20 protein-coding genes are annotated in these 22877 nt (G+C 40.8%); 7 read left to right on the top strand and 13 right to left on the bottom strand.

Annotation, left to right across the window (positions count from 1 at the left end; genetic code table 11):
• Positions 1-20: 20 nt before the first annotated feature.
• Together BLP52_RS05840 and BLP52_RS05835 are read right to left on the bottom strand one after the other, a co-directional pair.
• On the bottom strand, positions 21-230 hold the full coding sequence (locus BLP52_RS05840) for a heavy-metal-associated domain-containing protein (RefSeq protein WP_091709529.1): 210 nt from the start codon (positions 228-230) through the stop codon (positions 21-23).
• Positions 231-305: 75 nt separating this feature from the next.
• Entirely contained in the window at positions 306-1328 is a 1023-nt protein-coding gene (locus BLP52_RS05835) for a restriction endonuclease (RefSeq protein WP_091709528.1), read from the bottom strand.
• Between the two features lie 214 nt (positions 1329-1542).
• Here BLP52_RS05835 and trxA point away from each other — a divergent pair, with 214 nt between their 5' ends.
• Positions 1543-1935 carry a thioredoxin gene (gene trxA, locus BLP52_RS05830; protein WP_091709527.1) on the top strand — a complete coding sequence of 131 codons (393 nt, stop codon included), beginning with the start codon at positions 1543-1545 and terminating at the stop codon, positions 1933-1935.
• Positions 1936-1944: 9 nt separating this feature from the next.
• Positions 1945-3381, top strand: a complete 1437-nt coding sequence (locus BLP52_RS05825; protein WP_091709526.1) for a methanogenesis marker 14 protein — start codon at positions 1945-1947, stop codon at positions 3379-3381.
• A gap of 449 nt (positions 3382-3830) precedes the next feature.
• Here BLP52_RS05825 and polX read toward each other — a convergent pair whose 3' ends face one another.
• Both polX and BLP52_RS05815 read right to left on the bottom strand, forming a co-directional pair.
• Positions 3831-5561: a DNA polymerase/3'-5' exonuclease PolX gene (gene polX, locus BLP52_RS05820; RefSeq protein ID WP_091709525.1), complete on the bottom strand. Its 1731-nt coding sequence runs from the start codon at positions 5559-5561 to the stop codon at positions 3831-3833.
• Positions 5562-5575: 14 nt separating this feature from the next.
• A complete protein-coding gene (locus BLP52_RS05815; protein ID WP_091709685.1) occupies positions 5576-6244 on the bottom strand; it encodes a DUF166 domain-containing protein in 669 nt (222 codons plus the stop codon).
• A gap of 156 nt (positions 6245-6400) precedes the next feature.
• On the opposite strand from BLP52_RS05815, the gene BLP52_RS14780 reads away from it, so the two are divergent.
• Positions 6401-6529, top strand: coding sequence for a hypothetical protein (locus BLP52_RS14780; RefSeq protein ID WP_274377639.1), 129 nt, complete (start codon positions 6401-6403; stop codon positions 6527-6529).
• 70 nt (positions 6530-6599) lie between these two features.
• On the top strand, positions 6600-7208 hold the full coding sequence (gene tmk, locus BLP52_RS05810; RefSeq protein WP_091709684.1) for a dTMP kinase: 609 nt from the start codon (positions 6600-6602) through the stop codon (positions 7206-7208).
• A 69-nt stretch (positions 7209-7277) separates the two neighbouring features.
• Here tmk and BLP52_RS05805 read toward each other — a convergent pair whose 3' ends face one another.
• The 3 genes from BLP52_RS05805 to BLP52_RS05795 all read right to left on the bottom strand — a co-directional run bounded on the left by BLP52_RS05805 (position 7278) and on the right by BLP52_RS05795 (position 8880).
• Entirely contained in the window at positions 7278-7634 is a 357-nt protein-coding gene (locus tag BLP52_RS05805; RefSeq protein ID WP_154717797.1) for a hypothetical protein, read from the bottom strand.
• Between the two features lie 144 nt (positions 7635-7778).
• On the bottom strand, positions 7779-8015 hold the full coding sequence (locus tag BLP52_RS05800; protein WP_091709521.1) for a hypothetical protein: 237 nt from the start codon (positions 8013-8015) through the stop codon (positions 7779-7781).
• Positions 8016-8169: 154 nt separating this feature from the next.
• Positions 8170-8880 (bottom strand): HisA/HisF-related TIM barrel protein, encoded by a 711-nt coding sequence (locus tag BLP52_RS05795; protein WP_202905733.1) that lies wholly within the window; start codon positions 8878-8880, stop codon positions 8170-8172.
• A gap of 46 nt (positions 8881-8926) precedes the next feature.
• On the opposite strand from BLP52_RS05795, the gene BLP52_RS05790 reads away from it, so the two are divergent.
• A complete protein-coding gene (locus BLP52_RS05790) occupies positions 8927-9625 on the top strand; it encodes a (5-formylfuran-3-yl)methyl phosphate synthase (RefSeq protein ID WP_091709518.1) in 699 nt (232 codons plus the stop codon).
• A 66-nt stretch (positions 9626-9691) separates the two neighbouring features.
• On the opposite strand, the gene BLP52_RS05785 is transcribed toward BLP52_RS05790, so the two are convergent.
• Positions 9692-10993, bottom strand: a complete 1302-nt coding sequence (locus tag BLP52_RS05785; RefSeq protein ID WP_154717796.1) for a hypothetical protein — start codon at positions 10991-10993, stop codon at positions 9692-9694.
• Between the two features lie 168 nt (positions 10994-11161).
• Here BLP52_RS05785 and BLP52_RS05780 point away from each other — a divergent pair, with 168 nt between their 5' ends.
• Complete coding sequence (locus BLP52_RS05780) at positions 11162-13393, top strand: CDC48 family AAA ATPase (protein WP_091709514.1); 2232 nt, start codon at positions 11162-11164, stop codon at positions 13391-13393.
• A gap of 40 nt (positions 13394-13433) precedes the next feature.
• On the opposite strand, the gene BLP52_RS05775 is transcribed toward BLP52_RS05780, so the two are convergent.
• Positions 13434-15575, bottom strand: coding sequence for a methyl-accepting chemotaxis protein (locus BLP52_RS05775; RefSeq protein WP_162272943.1), 2142 nt, complete (start codon positions 15573-15575; stop codon positions 13434-13436).
• A 481-nt stretch (positions 15576-16056) separates the two neighbouring features.
• Complete coding sequence (locus BLP52_RS05770; protein ID WP_091709510.1) at positions 16057-19002, bottom strand: response regulator; 2946 nt, start codon at positions 19000-19002, stop codon at positions 16057-16059.
• 323 nt (positions 19003-19325) lie between these two features.
• Here BLP52_RS05770 and BLP52_RS05765 point away from each other — a divergent pair, with 323 nt between their 5' ends.
• Positions 19326-20027 carry an RNA ligase partner protein gene (locus tag BLP52_RS05765; protein WP_091709508.1) on the top strand — a complete coding sequence of 234 codons (702 nt, stop codon included), beginning with the start codon at positions 19326-19328 and terminating at the stop codon, positions 20025-20027.
• Between the two features lie 20 nt (positions 20028-20047).
• On the opposite strand, the gene BLP52_RS05760 is transcribed toward BLP52_RS05765, so the two are convergent.
• From BLP52_RS05760 to BLP52_RS05750, 3 genes are all read right to left on the bottom strand, one after another.
• Positions 20048-20917 (bottom strand): geranylgeranylglycerol-phosphate geranylgeranyltransferase, encoded by an 870-nt coding sequence (locus BLP52_RS05760; protein WP_091709506.1) that lies wholly within the window; start codon positions 20915-20917, stop codon positions 20048-20050.
• A 7-nt stretch (positions 20918-20924) separates the two neighbouring features.
• Positions 20925-21842: a quinolinate synthase NadA gene (gene nadA / locus BLP52_RS05755; RefSeq protein ID WP_091709504.1), complete on the bottom strand. Its 918-nt coding sequence runs from the start codon at positions 21840-21842 to the stop codon at positions 20925-20927.
• Between the two features lie 71 nt (positions 21843-21913).
• The gene (locus BLP52_RS05750) at positions 21914-22729 is read right to left on the bottom strand and encodes an aspartate dehydrogenase (protein WP_091709503.1); all 816 of its coding nucleotides are present in this window, start codon (positions 22727-22729) and stop codon (positions 21914-21916) included.
• Between the last annotated feature and the right edge of the window lie 148 nt (positions 22730-22877).

Below are 22877 nucleotides of genomic sequence, written 5' to 3'. Positions count from 1 at the left end.
ATAAAACGGATTTTCAAATATCAGGCTACAACGGAGTAACCAGCATCTGTGACTGCTGCCTTGATAGCATCAAGACTTGCAACACCAGGATCAAAGGTTACTGTGGCCTGCTTTGCTGCGAGGTCAACTTTAACATCGCTGACACCTTCTACGGCTCCGATGGATTTCTCCACATTTGCCTGGCAGTGTCCGCACATCATGCCTTCAATTTTGATAATTTCTGTAGTCATAGTTTTGAACCTCCTATATTTCATAAGATGATATTACATATATAGGTTTCACGCTTGTGAAGTATCTATTATCATTCAGACAGTTCTCACACATTGTTCTATCATTTTTTTCCATTCAGCAGGATTTTCAACCACAAAAGAGTGTTTCTTCATATTTCCTGAATCCTCTGAAACGATCAATTGCTCTTTTTTCAGGAATCTACCTTTTAATTCCACACCAACTATCTTTTTGTTAGGTATGTCAAGTTCTGCATTTCCTGTATTATCAAGAACTACAAGACGTTTATTTGTGAGCAAAGTGAGATTTGTTCCATTTCGGGATGAATTGATGAGGTGCTCTCCCCTAACATATTCCGGACGCATGCTTTCCAGTATTTCCTCAATAACCTGCATTTTCCTTGAACTGAGAGGATATAATTTGAGTTTCTTGTTCCCTATTACCAGGACAATCTTGCCGGGTTCGCAGTGCATTCCCAAAAGGTCTTTCAGTTCGATACGTTCTTCGATGTCCGAACGTTTTGAGAAAAGGCCGGAACTTACCCTTTGCAAAAATATGTTTTTGTTAGTTATGGTAAGCGTGAATTTTTCGTTACCCATCATTACAGTTTCATTTGCAAGAACCTGTTCTCCTCTTTTTAGAATTGCTCCGGCATTATTTTCGTCCTGCTTTGTTTGTGCATCGTTTTCAGATTGTAATTCAGAACTTGCACACTCTTCCGGAAGATAATGGTTCAGCATCTCCACAAGCAGGTAACCGTTAATTAGTTTGAGGTTGTGCTGCTCTGCTTCTTCAATGGCTTCCTTTGTAAAGGATGAACTTGCGACAATTATGACACCGTCCACATGGTCACGATACCTGATGCTGCTGTATTCCCTGATATCTTTTACACCAACTGGGTCTGAGTACCTTTTTGCCTGAACGTACCATGTGTGAACCAGGCCGAAATTCTCTATTCGGATTATCAGGTCAATTCCTTTGTCTCTGGAGTATTGGGTAAGCTCTGTGTGGTATCCCATTTTAGAAAATAGCCGTGAGAGCAGAACCTCAAAGTCCTGAGGATCGGTTTCAAGCAGATGTTCAATAGTCCATTTTGCCATTCTAATCCTTGATATCCTGTTATTATTCTTAAATATCTATCTTTTTTATGTTTATTTGTTTTGGCCTGTTCAATGTGGTATTGTGTAGTTATTGCACAACCATACAAACACTTAAATGCATTAAGGATAGATAATAGGAAGAATTAACACGTCTATATTAAATCATGTCTACAGTTAAATATCTGTAAATTATATTATTCAAAGGGTGAATCGAATGGATGATATAGAATCTATCAGGCAGAAAAGAATGCAGCAACTGCAAGAGTCTCTGGAGAAGAAGGAATATCCTTCAAATCCTGTAACAATTAATGATGCTTCCTTTAACGAGTTCGTATCAAAATATCCGCTTGTCCTTGTGGACTGCTGGGCACCCTGGTGTGGTCCATGCCGAATGCTTTCTCCAGTTCTTGACGAACTGGCCGTTGAAATGCAGGGAAAGGTCGTGTTCGGAAAACTGAACGTGGACGATGAAAAGATGACTGCCATAAAGTTTGGAATTACCAGCATTCCTGCAATGCTGATATTCAAAAATGGCGAGTTTGTCGATAAACTTATAGGTGCTGTCCCTAAACAAAATATCATCCAGAAACTTGAGCCTTACATCTGAGGGATATAAATGTCACACAAACCAAGAATTGCAGAAAGCCCTTCAGTCCGTTTACTTGACTTAAAGGACAAATCAAAATCATATTTTATCGTAGCGTCGGTAGAAGTGGGTAACACTACAACGAAGTGTATCCTTACCGCAACCAACCTTGAAGACGGAAAAACCAGACTTGTTAAGAAGACAGTTAGCATGACAAGGGATGTACGCCCTCCGAAACCCGGGGAAGAGGTTTTCGGAAGAACACTTAACGGTGTGGAACTGACAAGAGAATCAGTTGGTGAACTTGTAAAGGACACTCTTCTGGGAGCGGTGAAAGAGGCAAATCTTGACATAAAGACTGACGTTCATTTTGTAGTCCGTTCAACTGGTGTTGTAGCGGGTTTTGATTCACCTGATGAGGTTGGAGAATTCATCAAGGCATTGGCAGACGGTTGTCTTCTGGCAGGCGTTCCACCTAACAGAATGACACCTCCAATGTCACTTTCAAATATCCCTGACAGGTTCCAGAAATATTCCAAACTTGAGAAGGTCATATTTGACGGTGCAGTAGCAAGTGTAACACCGCCCGTCGGTGCAACAGGTGTTGAGATCGTTGCTAATGAGATGGAGGGTGAGCTTGCAACAGCCGGAATCAAGGAAGGTGCAAAGTGGGTAGATGTTGATTTCCGCAACCCATGTTTATCAATGGACTTTGGTACAACCCTTGACGGCAGGATAATCAGTCCTGACCTCCCATATGCAAAGACAATCGGTAACTTCTGTGGTTATGCAGGTGCGATTCCTGATACTATAATTAAAGGAACAGGAATGGTTGACTCTAAAAAGGGTACTGCACTTGATGTTTTCGATGGAAAGTCCCTTGATGGCATTGCACTGAAGCTTAAAAGCAAGGTCATACACGAATATGCTGAGAAGATACTAAGTTATATTGTTATTGAGAAAGTGCCAAAGGGCCGTACAAGATATGGTAGTGTGCCTGTCAATTCCGAAGCAGCAGATGCTATCAATGTTGTTCTTATCGGTTGTGATGTAGGTGAGAACGGCACAGATCTGGATAAGCTTGCACAGCTTGGTGCTGAAATATACGAAAAGCACAATGTGAAGGTCTTGTTTGCCGTTATTGATGAAGTAATGGCACGTGTTGTCCAGCGTCTTGTTAAGGTTGCACAGGACGAAGGTCTTGTTTATGAGGATAGTGCAATAGGAATTACAGGAAGGGCAGGTATTACAGGAAACAAACCAAAACTGGTGCTCAAATATCTCCATGAGCTGGGAATCAATAACAATATCGAAGAGCATGTTGTTTTCGTAGATGATGGTCTTGCACGTGGTGCGGCTGTAATGGCAAGGTGTATGAACTCCCTTGGAACGACCTTCAACCCTCTGGGTGGTCACAGAGGAGGAAAATGTATCCTTGCACAGCGTATCAAATTACAGAACAAGTAAGAATCAGAATGAGGATAATATGAAGTGGCAGGTATCCCTGCCAGTTAATATTTAAATTTGCTTTGAAAGTGGATTTTAAAACAGCTATAATACAACTAATTTCTAAGCTCTTCTCTTCTGCTGCCTTTTCACTTCTTTCTGGAACTCGATCTCATGTTTTTTCATAGATCTGTCATGCCTGTTGGCTTTTGCACCTTTCAAAATAGCACCTCATAAGCGATCACAAATGATTCGTTTAACTACCGGCAAAGCATAAAGCTCGGAAAACTGAAAATAGCTTGCAAACCTGTACTTTTTAGTAAATCTACCTCGTCATGTATTTTTCAAAAATAGATTTGTACAACAGGAATTTATATTTTTTGTTTTCTTCCTTAAGAAAGACAGAGCAATTGTAATTTATATATTAATTTTGGGATGGATGTGGAATAAATTGCATCTGATTTCTCAAATCATTCTTTAGGAATATCCAGTCTGGAACAAATTTGTTTCAGACTCATTGTGTTCAGAACATCATCAGGTTCAATCCATGCTCTTCTAGCCATATTTATCCCAAATTCAATGTTGTCCAGATGGTCGATGGTATGAGTATCAGTATTGATGGCAAGCATCACACCATGTTCTTTTGCACGCTTTGCATTAATGTCGTTCAGGTCAAGTCGCCATGGAGATGAGTTTATCTCGAGCACTTTTTCATTGTCCTTTGCAGCCTGAATTACAGTTTCCATATCTACGTCATATGGTGGACGCTTTCCGAACTTCCTTCCGGTAGGGTGTGCCATTATGTCAACATGCTCGTTCTCAAAGGCAAAGACTATTCTTTTAGTCATCTTCTTCCTGTCCTGGTCAAGTCCTGCATGGACTGCAACAACCACAATATCAAGACGTTCCAGCAGGTCATTACTGTAATCAAGCTTGCCGTCCGCTTTGATATCGCACTCGGTTCCCGAAAGGATCCTTATCTCATCGTATTTTTCGTTGAGCTTATCAATGGCATCGATATGTTCCAGCAGTCTCTTATCTGACAGGCCGTTGGCCACACCTGTTGAGTGTGAATGATCGGTGATTGCAATGTACTCATATCCTCTCTGGATGGCAGCTTCTGCAAGCTCTTCCATGGTGTTGGCACCGTCACTCCAGTTAGAGTGTACATGAAGGTCGCCTTTGATGTCCTTTCTTTCGATAAGTCTTGGAAGTTTATCTCTGAGACTGGCTTCGACTTCGCCCCTGTCCTCACGGAGTTCAGGTGAAAGGTATCCAAGTCCAAGCTCTTCATACAGTTTCTCTTCACTGCTGAATTTTATGAGTTTGCCAGTGCTCTCATCATTCATTCCATATTCATTCAGGCTATATCCTTTTGAGAGTGCAAGCTTTCTAAGATGAATGTTGTGTTCCTTTGAACCTGTAAAATGTTGCAGCATGGAACCATATGTATCTCTGCTTACAACTCTAAGATCAACATGGAAATTCCCGGAGTAAATGATTGAAGCTTTAGTTGTTCCAGATTCCAGTATCTCTTCCACTTTATCCATTCCGGTGAAATAGCTGATGGCTTTCTCTGGTTCTTCGGAGATGGCTATAAGGTCAATGTCACCAACTGTATCCTGCTTTCTTCGCAGACTTCCTGCAATTGCCACTTTTTCAATATACTGGCTTAAATCAAGATAATCTGTAATTTCCCTGGCTATGTCCTTTGCAAGTACATAAGGATGTCTTCCGTGGTCTTTATCCTCTTTTAGTCTTACAATGGAACGCAGTATTTTCTCTTCCTGCTTTTCTCCCATGCGCGGAAGTCTTCGTATTCTGTGTTCCCTTGCAGCCCTGCTAAGTTCATCAACTGTTTGTACACCAAGTTTCTCATAGAACAGTCTTGCAGTTTTAGAGCCTATTCCGGGAATGTTCATTATTTCGATAATTCCTGCGGGAATTTCGTCCATTGTATTCTCATAGGCTTCAAAAGTTCCGGTTTCAAGCATTTCCACTATCTTGCTTTTGAGAATTTTGCCAACACCGGGAATATCTTCGATACTCCCTTCTTTGTGGAGTACCTTAAGTTCCTCATCAAGTCCTTTGATTGTACGTGCCGCATTTGTGTAGGCTCGTGTCTTGAACTGGCTTTCGCCTTTGAATTCAAGCATTTGTGCCATATGGTTGAACTTCTCAGCTATCTGGATATTGTCCATGTTATCCCGTTGGATCAGTTTTCCTTCTTTCTTTTGATTGCGTCTTCTATGGCTTTTTTGTGGATATCGCCGGATTCATGGATGCCTCCCGGTCCACCTCTTACGGCCCTGCATGGATATTGCTGTATCAGCAGTCCGGCTTTTGCAGGTGCATCTTCTACTTTTATTCCCACAAGTTCTTTTGCCATATGCCATGTGCTTCCACAGGGTGCCCCGCATAATACTTTGACCGAACTAATTATACCTTTATCGATGTCAACTTCAAGCTCTGGTATTGACAGGTATTTACAGAGTTCTTCCGTTTCGGTTTTTGCCTCAAGAGTGCAGCAAATATCTTCCACTTCGATAAGCATTCCGTATTTTTTGGATATTCCTTCTAGTTCCACAACAGGAGCCTTTGAAGCTCCTCCGGGAATGATCAGGGCTTTTACACCTGCTTTTCCTGCCATGTGTGCTATTGCAACTGTAAGGTCGGGGTGAAGGGAGTAAGTTATCACGATGTTGGAATCAAATACAGAAGTATCTATATTGAGTCGTTCAAGGAACTCCTCTGGCTCGTCTATGAAATCTGGCAATATTTCAGGAACTGCTGTTTGAACTACTTCAAGGTCAGTTTTTGTGAGGATTGTCTCAATGAGTCTGTTGCCGTATTTTCCTCTGGTGATAACTCCTATTGTGGTCATTTTTCTCTCTAAAAAGGTTACTCCCTTTGCATATATGCTTGCCGGATATCTGGTGTTGGATAGTTTTGGGAAGGTGAGTTTATTGGATTCAGAGGATATTATTCGACCGATTAGTATATTTATCATGATAATACATATTTCCATGAGGTTTTGATCATGGACGAATATGACCCCAATAAAGTTTATTTCAGGTGCAATACCTGCGAGTTCTTATTTATGGAAGACCCTGCGCTGTTTCCTGTGAGATGTCCGCAGTGTGGCAGTGAAGATGTTGTAAGGACCTGATCGTTTTTGTTCAATTTTTCCTCTGGAATAAATTCTAAATAGTATTCCTTTGCTTTCATTGTTGATGTCAATGAAAGGTAAACTCATTACTCTGGAAGGTATCGACGGTTCCGGTAAGTCCACAATTACAAAGCGTCTGCGCTCAAATCCTGATTTTAAGGATTTTGTTTTCACAAGGGAGCCAACAACCAGCTGGATCGGTGATGCTGTAAACCGTGCCATCCATTCGGATACAGATGACCTTGCAGAGCTTTTGCTTTTCACCGCAGACCATGCGGAACACATTTCCAAACTAATCCTGCCTGCACTTGAAAGTGGCCAGAATGTTATCTCTGACAGGTATTCAGGCAGCAGGTACGCGTATCAGGCTGTGACGCTTAAAGGCAAGTTTCCGGAGCCAATGGAATGGATACAGCAGATACACCACGGATGGACAGTTGACCCGGACCTTACTGTTCTTTTTGATATTGACCCGAAGATATCAGTTGAGAGATGTGGTAATCGTGGTGAGCAGACCAAATTTGAGAAGATAGATTTCCTTGAGGAAGTCAGGGCAAATTACCTGAAACTTGCAGAAGCACATCCAAAGAGGTTTGTTATTATCAATACTGACAGGCCGGTTGATGAGATTGAGAAAGACGTTCTGGATGCGATTAACTCATTATTAGAAAATAAATAAATAGGGATTGAGAATTGAAATCTCTTTTTTCCTTGTTTTTTGGACTATTTAGTGCTGTTATTTGAGCTTTTAAGCAGCTTTTCCACCAAGCAAACCGACTATGGCTCCAAAACCAGTAGTGACAATATTCTCGCAAATAGATAGTACATTATTTTGAGCTTCTGTGAGTTCGGGATATGAAAAAGCAATATACAAATTTGTTATGAATGCCAGCAATGTAGCTACTGATACTGCAATGAATGCTACTTTAAATGTCGGTGAAAGTGAGATATTCCCATTTGCTTGAGTACCAAGGGTGTCCGACGTCTTATCTACATAAATTGAAGATGTCTTAAGACTTATTTTTGAATCATCCTTCTGGACTATATCTGTTTGTTTCAGTGGGCTACGAAACGATTCTAATACTATATTTGGGATTGAAGACAAATTACCCATACTCTCACATTTAATAATTTGTTTGCAGGAATATATGTTTATTCCAACAAAAGTTGTTTAGATGAGTAAGCTACTAGATAAAAATCAGTTCTGGTAAAATAGACGGATGAAGTAAAAAAGGAGTAACCGTAATGGTTACTCAAGTCCGTTCTCATCAGCGAATTTGATGAGAGCTTCTCCAAGAGTTCTTGTGTATTTAGGGTTGAGGTTGAAACGTGATTTTTTCTGTCCGCCTCTTTCCTTTGCGATCTCTATGTATTCGTTCTCGTATCTCTCGCTTGTTGCAAGTGTGATGGTCAGGAACCAGCCTGCTCCCATCTTAATTTCTCCATAGTTCTCGCCTATATCTACTATTTCTTCGTTGTCTGCCATGATTACACCGATAATTAAAATCTAAATTGGAATTTAAATCTGAATTCAATAATGCAAATTGAACTTTAGTTCACATTATTTTTATTCGTATATAATATTACTCTGAAAATTTCGTAAAAGGTGGGTTAGGTTGCAGTGTTTGATTTATTGTGATTCACTGCCTGACCATTTCAAGAGGAATGGACCCGTTATGTAGTGCGGTTGCCACAAGTGCGCCCTTTATTCCGATATCTTCCAGAGTCTTAATGTCTTCCACGTTGCTTACACCGCCACCCAGAAGCACATTGTGCCTTGAGATAGAAACGATTTTACTTAAGAATTGTGAATCCACTCCGCTTGCGGTTCCAACTCTGTCAAGGTCAAGGATTATGATATCTGCAAGGTCGTAGTCGTTGAGGATTTCCACGATCTTGAGTGGATCGTCGGGCATGTCTGGGTCTTTGGTGAGTATCTTGCCGTGCTTCTTATCGATACTGACGCTGACTCTTTTGGGGTACAGGGAGCTGGCTTCTTTTATTGTTTCAAGTGAGGCGGTCTCGGTTCCGAGTATGACGGTTTGTACTATTTCCATTACGTCATCTATTTCTGAGACGGATGTTACGCCGGGGTCAAGCATTACTTTTGCGTTCTTTGAAACGGCCTGTATGACATCGAAGTTCTTTTCCCTCTTGCCGATCTTCTCAAGCAGGTTGAGGTCTGCGATGTAGACTTCTGCTGGTTTTACGGTGTCTACTATCTGTATTGCATCGGATGTATTGCATATGTGACTTGAGAAATGGATGGGCTTGTATTCACTACGATTCCCGCCCTGTGCATGGACTATTGTCTGGTTGAATATATCAAGAACGAAGATGATACGAAACATATATAATTGATACATCTGTCATGCTATAAAAAAAGAGGTTAAAATTATGAAATTACTCATCAGTCCGATCAACCCTGAAGAGGCAATTGCAGCATACGAAGGTGGTGCTGACATTGTTGATGTGAAGAATCCTAAAGAAGGTTCACTTGGTGCAAACTTCCCGTGGATCATTAGTTCTGTGAAGGAGTCTATTAATGCTGGAAAGCCAATAAGCGCGACTATAGGTGATTTCAATTTCAAGCCGGGCACTGCTTCCCTTGCGGCACTTGGCGCAGCAGTTGCAGGTGCAGATTATATCAAGGTCGGTCTTTATGATGTCCAGACCGAAGAGCAGGCTCTTGAAATGCTTACTAACATCACAAAGGCTGTAAAGAACTACGATTCTACAAAGAAGGTTGTAGCATCAGGTTATTCTGACTATGAGCGTATCAATTCAATCAACCCACAGCTCCTTCCAGCTATCGGTGCAAAGGCAGGCGTTGATGTTGTTATGGTCGATACAGGTATCAAGGACGGACGCTCAACTTTTGAGTTCATGGACGAGGAAGAGCTTACAAAGTTCACAACAGCTATCCGCCAGCAGGGTCTTGAGTCCGCACTTGCCGGAACCCTCAAGTTCGAGGACCTTCCAATGCTCAAGCGTATCCAGCCTGACATCATCGGTGTTCGCGGCATGGTCTGCGGTGGCGACAGGACTTCCTGCATCAAGGCAGAACTTGTCGAGAAGCTAAGGAATGAGATGTAACTTCGGTTACATTCTTTTTTTACTTTTGATTATCTGCTTGATTCGTGCAGGTGCATGTAGTCAATGTTAAGATTGATATGTCTCTTGTATTTTTTCTAATCTAGATTCTAACATTGTTATTTCATTAGTCAAACATGCAAGTACTTTGGAACGAATTTCTATTATTTCATCATCATCGGTTGTTTGTGATGATAATGTTTTCAAATTCAAAGAAAGACTTTTGTCTTGATACAAGTACATTTTTGTGAGTAATTCATTGAATAATTGTTTTAGTTCTAATGATGCCAAATACTGATATTCAACAAACTTCTCTAGTGAAGACAAACAGGAATAATAATTATTGTCGTCGTTAATAGGGGAAAACCCTCCCCTATATTCCTTTTGAGTTATTATACTTTCAACAGCAGATTGGAGAGGGTAATAGAAAAGCTGAAGTCTTTTATGAATATACAAAGTATCTTGTATTTTCTTGTTTTCTTTTACCATTGTGCGATTATCTTTAGCATACAAATATGTGACAGCTACAAGAACAATAGTAGCAAGAGAATTGATTTTATCAATATCATGATTGAACCAGTATAAAGGCCAAATTTCAATTATACTATTATCATCAATACTGGCATACTCTACATTACTATCCAGAAATACATTATTATTATCAACTACAAGAGACTGATCTGAATTAGGATCTAGTTGTAATTGTACATAATTTGTATTTTCAATAGCATATCGTTTTCCATCAATTCTTAATGTTCCTTCAAAGTCTCTTATGTAAGCAGAAGTAATATTTTGAGATTCAATTATTGTATTTGAAGTATGGTATGCGTAAAATGTAATATTACCTTCCGGCAAGTCCAAATAACCAGTCCCCATTTCGACATCAATTTTATCAAAATCTGATATTTCTTTTCCTCCTAATAATACTCTATTGACTTGGCTTGGTAATATTGATATAATGTCATTAGAACGAATGGCTTCCATGTTGTAGTAATCTTCATATCCATTTACACGACTGTACGATCTGCTATTTTCAATACTTGTAGGTTTATTCATGTATATGTTAACTGTTGCATTGTTCACTGAAAAAAAGTAGTTTGATTTATAATCGACTTGCATATGTGAGCCATTTAAATGTATAATTTCTCCATCATTCTCTTTTCTAATTTCTTTTACGTATCTGAATACTACAACGTCTGAATGAATATTGACTTTTTCAGCATCCATCTTTAAAAATGCAGAATTGACTTTAAAAATAGGGGCGTAATCAGAACTACCTCTCAAAATAAGTGTATGGTCTGAAAAAGCAAAAGCAATAGTTAGGATGCCTAGTATTATAACAGCAGCCAATAATAAATTCTTTTGACTCACATATTATTTATTAAAGTTCATTACTTATCTAGGTTTCAGTTTTATGTTTTCTGACTTCACATTTTCCTCCCACAAAACCCCAGAAACGTTAAATCATACTTCTACTGAATATATTATTGATGACGACCGTCGATACCGTATTCAAAAACAGTCCTGTGGTGATATGGCTTGACAGATGAGATTACTGTAAAAGTAGGTCAGGCTTATCCAAGGGATGCAGGCAGGGGAATTGCCAGGCTCGATAAGACTCTCATGCAAAAGATCGGTGCCATAAGCGGCGATATAATCGAGATCAAGAGCAAGGAGAAATGCTACGCAATAGTCTGGCCGGGTTATCTTGAAGATGCAGGCAAGGACATAGTACGCATAGACGGTAACCTGCGTAATAACGCCAAAGTAGGTATCGATGACTCAGTTACACTCAAAAAAGTGCAGGTCGTAGAAGCAGAAGCTATCACCCTCGCACCAACCAGGGAAACTCATCTTGTGGGCGGAGCACGTTTCATACTCAGGATACTGGAAGGTCGTCCCGTTGCAAAAGGACAGAACATCCGTGTCGAGACAGTGAACAATCCCATCTCTTTTGTCGTACTCTCCACCAAACCAACAGGTCCGGTGGTAGTGACCCGCAACACCCGGATAAATCTACGCGAGAAAGCTGCCATTGCAGAAAGCACCGCAGGTCAGGTCACCTATGAGGACATCGGAGGTCTTCAACGTGAACTCGGACTCGTACGTGAGATGATAGAACTCCCGCTCAAGCACCCGGAACTATTCAACAAGCTCGGCATCGACCCGCCAAAAGGAGTATTGCTATTCGGTCCTCCGGGAACTGGAAAGACCATGATAGCAAGGGCAGTTGCCAGCGAAACAGATGCCAATTTCATATCAGTTAGCGGACCAGAGATCGTCTCCAAATACTACGGTGAAAGTGAGCAGAAGCTCCGTGAGATTTTCGAGGAAGCCCAGCGTAACGCTCCAACCATCATCTTCGTTGACGAAATTGACTCCATAGCTCCAAAACGAGATGAAGTGGTTGGGGAAATGGAGCGCAGGATAGTTGCTCAGCTACTCTCCCTCATGGACGGACTTGCATCCAGAGGAAAGGTCATAGTCATAGCAGCCACTAACCGCCCTAATTCTATTGATGAAGCCCTGCGCCGTGGTGGAAGATTTGACCGTGAGATAGAGGTAGGAATTCCTGATGCAGACGGAAGGCTGCAGATCCTCTACGTTCACACAAGAGGAATGCCACTTGAAAAAGACCTCGAGCTAAAAGAAATAGCCGCAGTAACCCACGGTTTTGTAGGTGCTGACCTCTCATCCCTGTGTAAAGAGGCTGCAATGCACGCTCTCAGGAGACTTCTCCCTGAACTAAAGATTGATGATGTTGAAGACGAGATCCCGCCGGAATTCATGGAAAAACTTGAAGTTACCAAAAAGGACTTCGATGAAGCTCTGAAGAACATCGAACCCTCGGCCATGCGCGAGGTTTTCGTGGAAGTCCCTCATGTGAAATGGGATGACATCGGCGGCCTTGATGGAGCAAAACAGGAACTCGCGGAAGCAGTTGAATGGCCTCTGAAATATCCTGCTCTCTTTGAAACCGTAAACACTAAACCGCCAAGAGGGATCATGCTCTTTGGTCCTCCGGGAACCGGAAAGACCATGCTCGCAAAAGCTGTTGCAACTGAAAGCGAGGCAAACTTCATCAGTATCAAAGGACCGGAACTCCTCAGTCGCTACGTTGGAGAATCCGAGCGTGCAGTACGTGAAACCTTCAGAAAAGCAAGACAGGCTGCACCAACAATAATATTTTTCGATGAAATAGATTCAATGGCATCAGAACGTGGTTCAAGTGTGGATGCCCATGCAACCGAGCGTGTTGTAAGCCAGATTCTCACTGAGATCGATGGAGTCGAAGAACTCAAAGACGTTGTGATAGTCGCAGCCACTAACCGCCCTGATATTGTTGACCCTGCGCTTCTGCGCCCGGGAAGATTTGACCGCCTGATTTACGTTCGTCCTCCTGACAAACAGAGCCGCGAAAAGATATTCAACATCCATCTTGCCGACAAGCCACTTGCAAAAGACGTGGACGTTGAAGAACTTGCAGAAATAACTGAAGGTTATGTTGGTGCTGATATCGAGTCCATCTGTCGTGAAGCTTCAATGCTGGCTCTGCGCGAAGTGATAACTCCAGGTCTCAGTCAGGAAGAAGCTCTCAAAAAAGCAGAAGGCATCAAGATTACTTACGACCACTTCCTCAAAGCCAAAAGCCGTGTAAAACCAACAACATCACGCAGTGCTATGAATTTCTATGAGCAGGCTGCCGAATCATTTGCAATGTATGCAGCTAACGAGGAAGAAAAGGATATTGATGAAAGGGCGTATCAGTAAGGAATCAGTATCATAAAAATCAAAAAACAAAAAGGGACAATTAAAGTCCCTTCTTATTTCCTTCAAATTTTGGTGCGTTCTTCGGTGCATCTTCATGCATCACTTGTTCTTCGCTGTCAAGTACGAACTTGCTGACCATTTCCTGCATAGCAACTGCCATACCTGCAAGTTCCTGTGAGCTCTGCGCCAGTTCGTGCATGGAAGCGTTCTGCTGTTCAACGGATGCAGAAGTTTGCTCGGTTCCTGCTGCCGTTTCCTGGGAAATGGATGTAACATCTTCAATAGAAGCAGTAATTTCCTCAATGCTGGCAGACTGCTCCTGTGCAGCAGCAGCAATATTCTGGACCATTTCAGAAACCTTTATTGAACCCTCAACGATCTCCCTCATGGCATTGACAGTTTCATTGAGTGCAGTCACACCTTCATGTACGGTGGTATTTCCTTTCTCAACTGAATCAACCACAACATTTGTCTCAATCTGGATCTCATTAATAAGATCAGATATCTGGCTTGCTGCATTTCCTGATTCTTCTGCGAGTTTGCGAACCTCATCAGCTACAACAGCAAAACCTTTTCCATGTTCTCCTGCCCTTGCAGCCTCAATAGCAGCATTAAGAGCAAGCAGGTTTGTCTGGTCTGCAATATTGGTAATAAGGCTTACAATCTCACCAATCATCTTGGATTTTGATTCAAGCCCCTTGATAGCATCGACTGATTCCATAGAACTCTTCTGGATCTCTTCCATCTGTTTGATCAATTCTTCAGACCTGTTTCCGACATCCTTTGTCTTTTCACTTGACTCTATAGCAATTTCAGCAGAAATCTGTGCATTTGTAGCAATGTCCTGAACACTGAGTGACATATCACTCATTGCACGGGAAATATCATCAGTCTTAGTTGACTGTTCATTTGCTCCTAACGCAATTTCTCCGACAGTCCTTGAAACGTCTTCTGATGTAGCAGTAACTTCCTCAATTGCAGCAGACATCTGTTCAGATGTGCTCGCAATAACATTCGAGTTCCTGCTAATATCAGTGATAATGCCGGTCATCGTGTGCATAATTTCATTGAGTCCGCGGGGTATCGCCTCAAAGTCAATGCCTACATTTGTCTCTGCTTTTCTGTTAAGCTTTCCTTCAAGCGCATCAGTTGATATTTTTTCGAAGTCATCAACTATGTTCTCTATAGGTTTTGTGATGGAACGTGCGATAAGATACGCAATTCCGGCCATTGCGATAATGGCAATAATGGAGATAACGATAAGTTGATTTCTAAGTTCCATTGCACCTGCAAACATTTCTTGCTTAGGTACTGTCAGCACAAATGCGAAATCAGCCGTTTTGACCGGACTGTATATCATTACAACATCTTTTCCAGTTGTCGGGTCAGTGACCTCTATGCGTCCACTGATTCCTTTTGCGATGTCTGCTGCCATTTTATTGATTTCAGGGTCATTAAGATCTGCAAGGGTCTTGGTCCCTATCCAGTTCTTTTCAGTCGGATGGGACATGAACAGACCTGTGTTACTGACCATGAATGCATAGCCCGTATCAAAGATGCTGACCTTTGAAACCTCATCATCAATATAATTAAGAGAAACGTCAACACCGGCGATTCCCACAAAACTTCCATCTTTGATTATCGGGGAAACGTAGCTTATCATCATTACTCCGTTATACATGAAAGGTTCAAGTATAACGTCCTGTTTCAGAGTTTTAGGAAGCTGGTAATAATCATCTGTTTCGTAACCTGCAAGCGGATCAAGAGCAACAGAACCACCGATTCTGCTCCAGTATGGAATAAATCTTCCAGTGGAGTCATGTCCCTGATCATTTACATATTCCGAATCTTGTCCATCGAATGCATTGGATTCGTATGCAACATACGTACCCAGAAGTCCCTGGTTTTCTTCGAGCAGGTTCTTAAGGATCGAATTTACTTCATCCCTGTTGCCTGTATCATAGTTTTCCATAGTTGTGGCCATGGTCTGAGCCAGCATCTGATTAGATCGCATATCACTATCGTAGTAATATGCATAGCTCTTGGCAACGCTTTCAGCCTCAGAAAAGGCCATAGTTGTTTCCTGTTCCGTGACTTTTTGAACGGTCACATAGGTGCTTATGGCCATCAGTATAATAATACTGGTAACGATGTATAAGAGAAGTCTATTTCTTATATTCATTTTTTTAAAATCCATATTTATTCCTTTGTTTACCTTTTTAGAACAGTGCAACACCGTCACACAAAGTATAAATAGTGAATTTTAAATATATATTTTGTGCCATATTTTTAATTATATTGTGTATGCCTGCCGATTCGTTTTTATATATCTTCTAAACTCCATGTAACCGATAAATATATATAATATTATTTCCGGTTTGAATTGTTCAATTGAGCTTTTGTTGAAGCAATTTTCAGGTATATTCGATTATTGCATATTTATAAATCTTATTTTTTGAACAATTATCATTGGATAGATATGATTTGAACATCAAATTGCAGAAATTAAACCGATCTCTACACCGGCAACTGCAAGATTCAGACATCATAAGTTTCAAAAAAGTACAAATGCAACATGGTATTTTTCATGCTGCATCTTTTTTAATTTCTATCAGGTCTTTAATTGGTTTTCTTGTTCTTTTGGAGGTTCTTTATATGGGAGATCAGTTTCTCCTTATTGAACTCTCCTTTCCGGATATATCTTTGTTCAGTATTTCCAGATCATCTTTTTCAAGATATTTTGCTGTACATACTATTATAGGAATATCTCGGCTCTCTTCTTTGCTTTTCAAAGTTCTGATCACATCAAAGCCAGTGACTTCCGGCATCATCAGGTCCAGTAGTATAGCATCGGGGCGGTTCTTCAGTGCAATATCAATTGCTTCCTTTCCTCCAAAAGCCGAAGTGACTTCAAAGTTCATACCTTTAAGCATCTCTTCTATCATCTCAACAGCAACCTTCTCATCATCCACAACAAGCAGATGGAATGGTGAGTCTGTACTGCCCTTTCGTATCCTTTCCAGTGTAGCTATGAGTGTTTTCTTCTGGACCGGCTTAATGAAATGTTCCTCGGCTCCAAGTGCAGTTCCTATTTTTCGTTCATCAAGCATTGTTGTGATAATAACTGGAATATCTTTTGTTTTCTCGTTATTCTTCAGTTTGTTCAACACTTCCCATCCATCCATTCCTGGCATCATTATATCAAGGGTAATGGCGATGGGATGTGTCTTCTCAGCAAGTTCAATTGCTTCCATTCCTCTGGATGTGGACACTACCCGGTACCCGGAATATTTTAAAGTCTCTTCTAGTAGTTCTCTGGAGGCATCATCATCTTCGACAACTAATATAAGATCCTCATCTCCGGTGCTGTTCTCTGGTTCTATATGTGTGGAAACTGCTGATGAGCTCTTATCATCGATTTCCACAGTCTGTTTTTCTAGAGCAGTATCTTTCTTTTCTATGTCTTTTGGATCCTCTTTGATTGCAAGTTCAAAAGTGAATTTTGTACCTTTTCCAGGTTCACTTTCAACTTCCAGTTTACCATTGTGAAGCTCAACAAATTTCTTTACAAGGGTGAGTCCAAGTCCGCTTCCTTCGTATTGCCTGTTTGCAGCTGAGTCCAGTTGAGTGAAAGGAGTGAATAGTTTCTTCATGTCCTCACTGGAAATGCCAATGCCAGAATCCTGCACAGAGAACCTCACCATCTTTCCTGCATTTTCCACCTTCACATCTATCGTTCCACCTTCAGGTGTGAATTTGACCGCATTGCTCAGGAGGTTGTACAGGATCTGCTTAATTTTTGTCTTGTCAGCAAAGACTTTTCCGACATCCTCATCACTTGAATAGTTGATTTTTATATTTTTTTTATTGGCAAGACTTGCCATAAGTTGCTTAACTTCCAGGATTACTTCTTCAACCGGGAAACCTTCCGGATGCAACTCCATTTTTCCTGCCTCTATCTTTGAAAGGTCAAGTACATTATTGATAAGGGATAGCAGATGTTTTCCGCTTGTGGATATGTTTGAGATATATCTCTTCTGATTCTCTTTCAGATCTCCTGCATTGCCTTCCAGAATAAGGTCCGAGAAACCGATAATAGAATTGAGAGGAGTCCTTAGTTCATGGCTCATGGTTGCAAGGAAATCACTCTTTGCCCTGTTTGCAGATTCCGCTATTATCTTTGCCTGCACAAGTTCCTTCTCCGCTTCTTTTATTTTGCTCAGGTCAACAAAACTCTCTATCAGGAAATCCCTGCCGGACAATGTTACAGAAGCCACGGATTTAAGAATAGGTATCTTTTTTCCTTCCTTATTGATAAGAACACGTTCAGAACGGTTTACAGTTTCTCCCAGGTCGCTGATAGGACATTTTCCTTTTTCAGCAGGACAGATAAATTCATGGCATATCTTTCCGACAATCTTATCTCTTGGCAGTCCTATCATCTTTTCTGCTACTGGATTTACATCGGTTATCAGATGTGTTTTAGCATCAATGAGGATAACTCCACTGAGGATATTCTCAATAATGGATTCCATCTTTTTCTGGGTCTTTAATTCCTCTTCATGCATCTTATTCTCTTTTTCTTCAAGAGTGGTCAAAACATCATTGATACTCTTTGAGAGGTCGGTGAGTTCATCATCGCCTTGCGTTTCCACACGTGATGCCAATGAACCGCTTTTTGTGATAGCAATAAGATTCTTTCTAAGATCAGATATACGCACAAGTATGTATTTTTCCATAGAAAACATGACAATAAATCCATAGAAGATTCCCAGCAATATGATGGCCGAGATCATGTAGATAAGTGCGATCTCTCCCTGCTGGTGAATTTCTCTTGTCATCTCCACTTCCAGCACAAATGTTGAGTTTCCATTTATGTCAGAAAGTATTTTAGAACCAACAATGGAATCTTTGTTGATAACTTCAATTCCGATTTCGCCATCATTCGAAATATCGGGTGATATGGTTGCATTTTCAGCGCCGATACCATTAACTGCAATTTTCAGTTTGGTAAGATCCTGAAGTTCCTCTATAAATGCCTGATCCACATACTTTGCAACAATGAGAGTTCCGTCTATCTTTTCATGATCTGTACTTGTTGTAATAGGATTAGAGGCCAGTAGTAAAATTTCTCCCTGAGGAGTCTGAAGAATTCCTTTTTTTTCTACAGGGTCTGCAGGGCTTGAGAATAAACTCTTTTCAGTGCCCAGGTAGGAAACTAAAGACTCAGGAATCTCTCTTTTCTCATATGTATCGGGGTCAGCACCTGTTGCATAGTATAATTGTCCATTGTTGTCATAGAATAACATCATATCTGAGTGCAGGTTTATGAGTGATTCCGGTTCGAGATTATTCGTTATGTATTCATCGTCTCCCTGTAAGAAATAATAGGAATCATCCCAGTATCCCCAATCAGCAGCAGTGATCTCAAGCTTATTCATATTTGATTCTATAGCAGAATCTGCACGCTCCAGATTCTTTGCCATCTCTTTTTGTTCCAGTTTATGGAAACTATTATCCAGGATCTGCCCGGTAACAACCGCAAAAAGTATTAGCATCAGTATGAATGTCATCCCAAAGATTGACAGCACCCTATTCCTTATTTTCATTTAATTCCCCGATAAATGTGGTCATTTATCCTTTTTTGCTTGTATTGATCTGATTCACTAGATAGTACGGATAAATGTTTATTGTAATTACGGCCTTGATTTGTATATCGTTTTGAAAGCTACAAGTCGCCTTGATATAATATGTAATTAAATATATAATAATATGAAAATCTACATAATATTTAAAAATATTTGTTCACTTTCTTCCAATCTGGACTATATATAGTCACGTCCATATAATCGACTACCAAAAATACTTTAAGCTCATCCTGCCCATTTATATATGGAATAGTCCGTTGATCGGATACATATGAGGTAATTCTATGCTAAGACAGCGTTTCGTTCTTGATACTACTGCATTGACCGATCTTCAGGTAAGAGAAAAACTGGAACAGGATGGTATGTGTGATGGCATAAGGCAAGTGCTTGATCTGATAGCAAGTTCCAGATTAAACCTTGGTATAAGTTGTTACGTACCTTTTCCATCTGTTTACAAGGAGCTGCAGGAGTTTGCTCACAATAACGGCTGTGACAGTGATGTTATAGCAAAAATTGATACATGGCTTGTAAAAAAAGCTCCTGACAGGTATAATGTGCAGATCCCTTCCAAGGTTTTCCATGAGTATGTATCACATATGCGGGAACGCATCAATAAGGGAATGGCAATTGCCGAGGAAACAATATGGGATGCCTCTACTGAATGTCTTCTCACCGAGTCAAAGGCAGAGTCTAAAAAAGACATCAGCTTTGATATTGAAAGAAGGGTCATAGGCAGCCATATAGGAAAGTTCAGGAACAAATACCGCTCTGCTCTTCGCTATGGTATCCTTGACAGTGCACCTGATATCGATGTTCTAATCCTTGCAAAGGAATTGGATGCTGCTGTAGTTGCAAGTGATTTCGGAATTCAGAAATGGGCCGAAGAGTTGGGAGTGAGATTCGTACCTGCAAGCACTTTTCCAATGATATTGCAGGAATACCTGAAGCATTCCGATGTAATTAAATCATCTGAACAGGATGAATAAAGAGTCCCGAGGATTTACTTTTATGCACCCGCAATGAATGATATGAGTGCAAAAGCCATTGCCATCTTAAACATTTTTGAGGAACGTGCAGGATCGTTTTTCCCGAGTATCTCATATACAGCCACCGCAAAGAGTGTGTCTGCAATAGCTACCAGTATAAGATAACGCACGGTCATGAGTGACTGAATATATGGAAGAGGACTTGCCAGAACTGCAACAAGTCCGATAAGTGATGCTATATATGCTGCTTTTTTAGGGCCAATTATAATTGGCAGTGTTTGTGCTCCGTCTTCCCTGTCACCTTCTATGTCCTCTATATCCTTGACGATCTCACGGGCAATTGTTGCCATGGTTGCCAGCACAAAGAGGACAAAAACGTCTTTAATTCCCCCGTACTCAAAGAAAACAGCTCCACCGAAAAGGAATGTTGAACCTGTAAGATAGCCTACGGCAATATTTCCAAGTAGTGCTGTACGCTTGAGAGTACTTGCATAATATATCAGAAGTAAGGAGTTTACAACAGCGATGGCTCCACATATCATATTAATGGATGCTGCAATTATGCTTCCTGCTGCAAAGAGTGCAAGTGAAAAATACAATGCGGTTCTCAGGCTGATTTTTCCGGAAGGAATTGGTCTGTCAGGTTTGTTAATCCTGTCTATATCGATATCAAAATAGTCATTGATAGCGTTCCCTGCGCCTGTTATTAAGAATACCACAAGAAATACCTTTAACGAATCTAAAATGGGAAAAGTTGATAAAGTAACCTGGTAGGGATTCAGTGAGATGTTGGCTGAAACTATATTATATGCAATGAAAACTCCTACAAGGGCGGCAATAGCTGCCATGAGGCAGTTGCCTGATCGCATAAGTTTCAGATATGTCTGCATTTAGGGCTTACCTGTTCCTTTTGATTTCCAGCATCCTGTTAAGTGCTATTCTTGCTTTTGCACTCACATTTTCAGGGACTGTGATCTCATACTGCATTTTCTCAAGTGAAAGTAATAGAGAATTAAGGTCTATGGCTTTCATTTCAGGACAGACTGTGAATTCTGATACATTGTAGAATTTCTTTCCTGGATTGTCCTTCTGCAGTTTGTGTATAATTCCTCTCTCTGTTGCAATGATAAACTCGTTACCTGCATTTTTGACATGCTCTACCATTCCTGTAGTGCTGAATACTTTGTCTGCAAGATCAATTACATCTCTTCTGCATTCCGGGTGTGCAAGTAGTTCAGCATCAGGATGTTCATTCTTTGCTTTTATTACGTCGGTTGTAAGTATCTGGTTGTGAGTAGGACAGTATCCGTTCCATGGGATTATTTTCTTGCTGGTGAACCTTGATACATAGTCTGCCAGATTCTTGTCCGGTACAAAAAGCACTTTATCCTCTTCAAGGGAGTTCACAACTTCCACAGCATTTGCAGAAGTGCAGCAGATATCACTTTCTGCTTTTACATCTGCTGTGGAGTTCACATAACAGACTACTGCAGCATCAGGATATTTTTTCTTTTCCACGCGTAGTGCTTCAGCAGTCACCATTGAAGCCATCGGGCATCCTGCATGAATCTCCGGCAACAGTACAGTTTTCTCAGGGCTGAGGATTGCAGCACTTTCTGCCATGAAGTGCACTCCACAGAATACGATGACATCGGCTTCCTGTTCAGTTGCCTGTATGCTCAGGCCAAGTGAATCTCCTGTAAAATCGGCAATGTCCTGTATCTCTCCTCTCTCGTAATTATGAGCAAGGATAACAGCGTTGCGTTCCTCTTTTAGTTTCAGTATCCTTTCAATGGTTTTTTGGGTATCCTGCATGAGATCATTACCTTAGATTTGAATTTCCGTGCAGGGAAGTAAAAGTATCCTGCCGGTTTATATTTTTTAGTTCATGTGCCAGTCTGGATAGGATCTGCCAGTTTTCTCAGAGTAGCTATAGCTGAAAGGGATGCCAGATAGCTGCTTTTTGGATTGGAAGGTGATGGAACGTTCTCAACCCTTGTTGTGAATTCACCAAAGGATCCTTCCACGGATATTTCATGTATGTTACGTGTAAGTGCCGGATTTGCTACAATCTTCACTTTGGTTTTCTCAAAACCAATGCCTGCAAGACTGATGGTGGCTGCAACGTTTACATTTGCAGGAAATGCCTTTACGGCCTCGCTGGCAGGTCCTTCAAAGATTACTGTCTTTCCAGTTATTTTATCTAGGTCTATCTTGTTCCTGATAATATAAGGAGCACCTGCAAGTCCTCTTGGCGGTTTTTGTGTTGTGAGTGTAACAGAATATATCTTCTCTGCAGAGGCAGATTTCAGACCATCAAGGCCCACAATGGCTCCTGAAGGAAGGTATACCTTGCATTTGTTCTCCTTTGCAAGTTCCTTTATGGTCTTGTATAGTTTCTCATCAGAAAAAGCACCAACACTCATGATCATGACATCGCAATGTGCATGCAGCGCTGAGGGTATTATCTCATAGACTGCTTCCTGTGAGGCGCACTCCACGAGCAAGTCTATATTTTTGACCATTTCAGTGACTTCCATTACCTGAGGTTTTGATCTTTTTAAAGTGGACAAGAGTTTATCCACATCATCAAGGTTCCTGTCATAAATGGCTACAAGCTCTGCTTCAATAGTTCCATCATCAATGGCTTTGCATATGCTGGTTCCTATTGTTCCGCAGCCGATAAGTCCTATACTTAGCATTTTAGATCCCTGAAAATTAAAATATAATACTTGAGTTAGATATTAAGAGTTTAGAGTTTGTTGATTACTGCTTATATTGATTGGTTAAGTAGGTTTTGCTTATATGCTGAAAGAATATAAATCACTTTACCATACATATCCTTGGATA

The organism is Methanolobus vulcani (assembly GCF_900100715.1).
In the GTDB taxonomy this organism is placed as follows: domain Archaea; phylum Halobacteriota; class Methanosarcinia; order Methanosarcinales; family Methanosarcinaceae; genus Methanolobus; species Methanolobus vulcani.
This window is presented reverse-complemented; position numbering and strand designations above follow the sequence as displayed.

Coding starts and splice junctions, on each gene's coding strand:
- BLP52_RS05795 (WP_202905733.1), bottom strand. CDS start 8,880: ATGTTTCGTATCATCTTCGTTCTTGATATATTCAACCAGACAATAGTC.
- polX (WP_091709525.1), bottom strand. CDS start 5,561: ATGGACAATATCCAGATAGCTGAGAAGTTCAACCATATGGCACAAATG.
- BLP52_RS05760 (WP_091709506.1), bottom strand. CDS start 20,917: ATGCAGACATATCTGAAACTTATGCGATCAGGCAACTGCCTCATGGCA.
- tmk (WP_091709684.1), top strand. CDS start 6,600: ATGAAAGGTAAACTCATTACTCTGGAAGGTATCGACGGTTCCGGTAAG.
- BLP52_RS05840 (WP_091709529.1), bottom strand. CDS start 230: ATGACTACAGAAATTATCAAAATTGAAGGCATGATGTGCGGACACTGC.
- nadA (WP_091709504.1), bottom strand. CDS start 21,842: ATGCAGGATACCCAAAAAACCATTGAAAGGATACTGAAACTAAAAGAG.
- BLP52_RS05770 (WP_091709510.1), bottom strand. CDS start 19,002: ATGAAAATAAGGAATAGGGTGCTGTCAATCTTTGGGATGACATTCATA.
- BLP52_RS05790 (WP_091709518.1), top strand. CDS start 8,927: ATGAAATTACTCATCAGTCCGATCAACCCTGAAGAGGCAATTGCAGCA.
- BLP52_RS05835 (WP_091709528.1), bottom strand. CDS start 1,328: ATGGCAAAATGGACTATTGAACATCTGCTTGAAACCGATCCTCAGGAC.
- BLP52_RS05750 (WP_091709503.1), bottom strand. CDS start 22,729: ATGCTAAGTATAGGACTTATCGGCTGCGGAACAATAGGAACCAGCATA.
- BLP52_RS05815 (WP_091709685.1), bottom strand. CDS start 6,244: ATGACCACAATAGGAGTTATCACCAGAGGAAAATACGGCAACAGACTC.
- BLP52_RS05800 (WP_091709521.1), bottom strand. CDS start 8,015: ATGGCAGACAACGAAGAAATAGTAGATATAGGCGAGAACTATGGAGAA.
- BLP52_RS05825 (WP_091709526.1), top strand. CDS start 1,945: ATGTCACACAAACCAAGAATTGCAGAAAGCCCTTCAGTCCGTTTACTT.
- trxA (WP_091709527.1), top strand. CDS start 1,543: ATGGATGATATAGAATCTATCAGGCAGAAAAGAATGCAGCAACTGCAA.
- BLP52_RS05765 (WP_091709508.1), top strand. CDS start 19,326: ATGCTAAGACAGCGTTTCGTTCTTGATACTACTGCATTGACCGATCTT.
- BLP52_RS14780 (WP_274377639.1), top strand. CDS start 6,401: ATGGACGAATATGACCCCAATAAAGTTTATTTCAGGTGCAATACCTGC.
- BLP52_RS05775 (WP_162272943.1), bottom strand. CDS start 15,575: ATGAATATAAGAAATAGACTTCTCTTATACATCGTTACCAGTATTATT.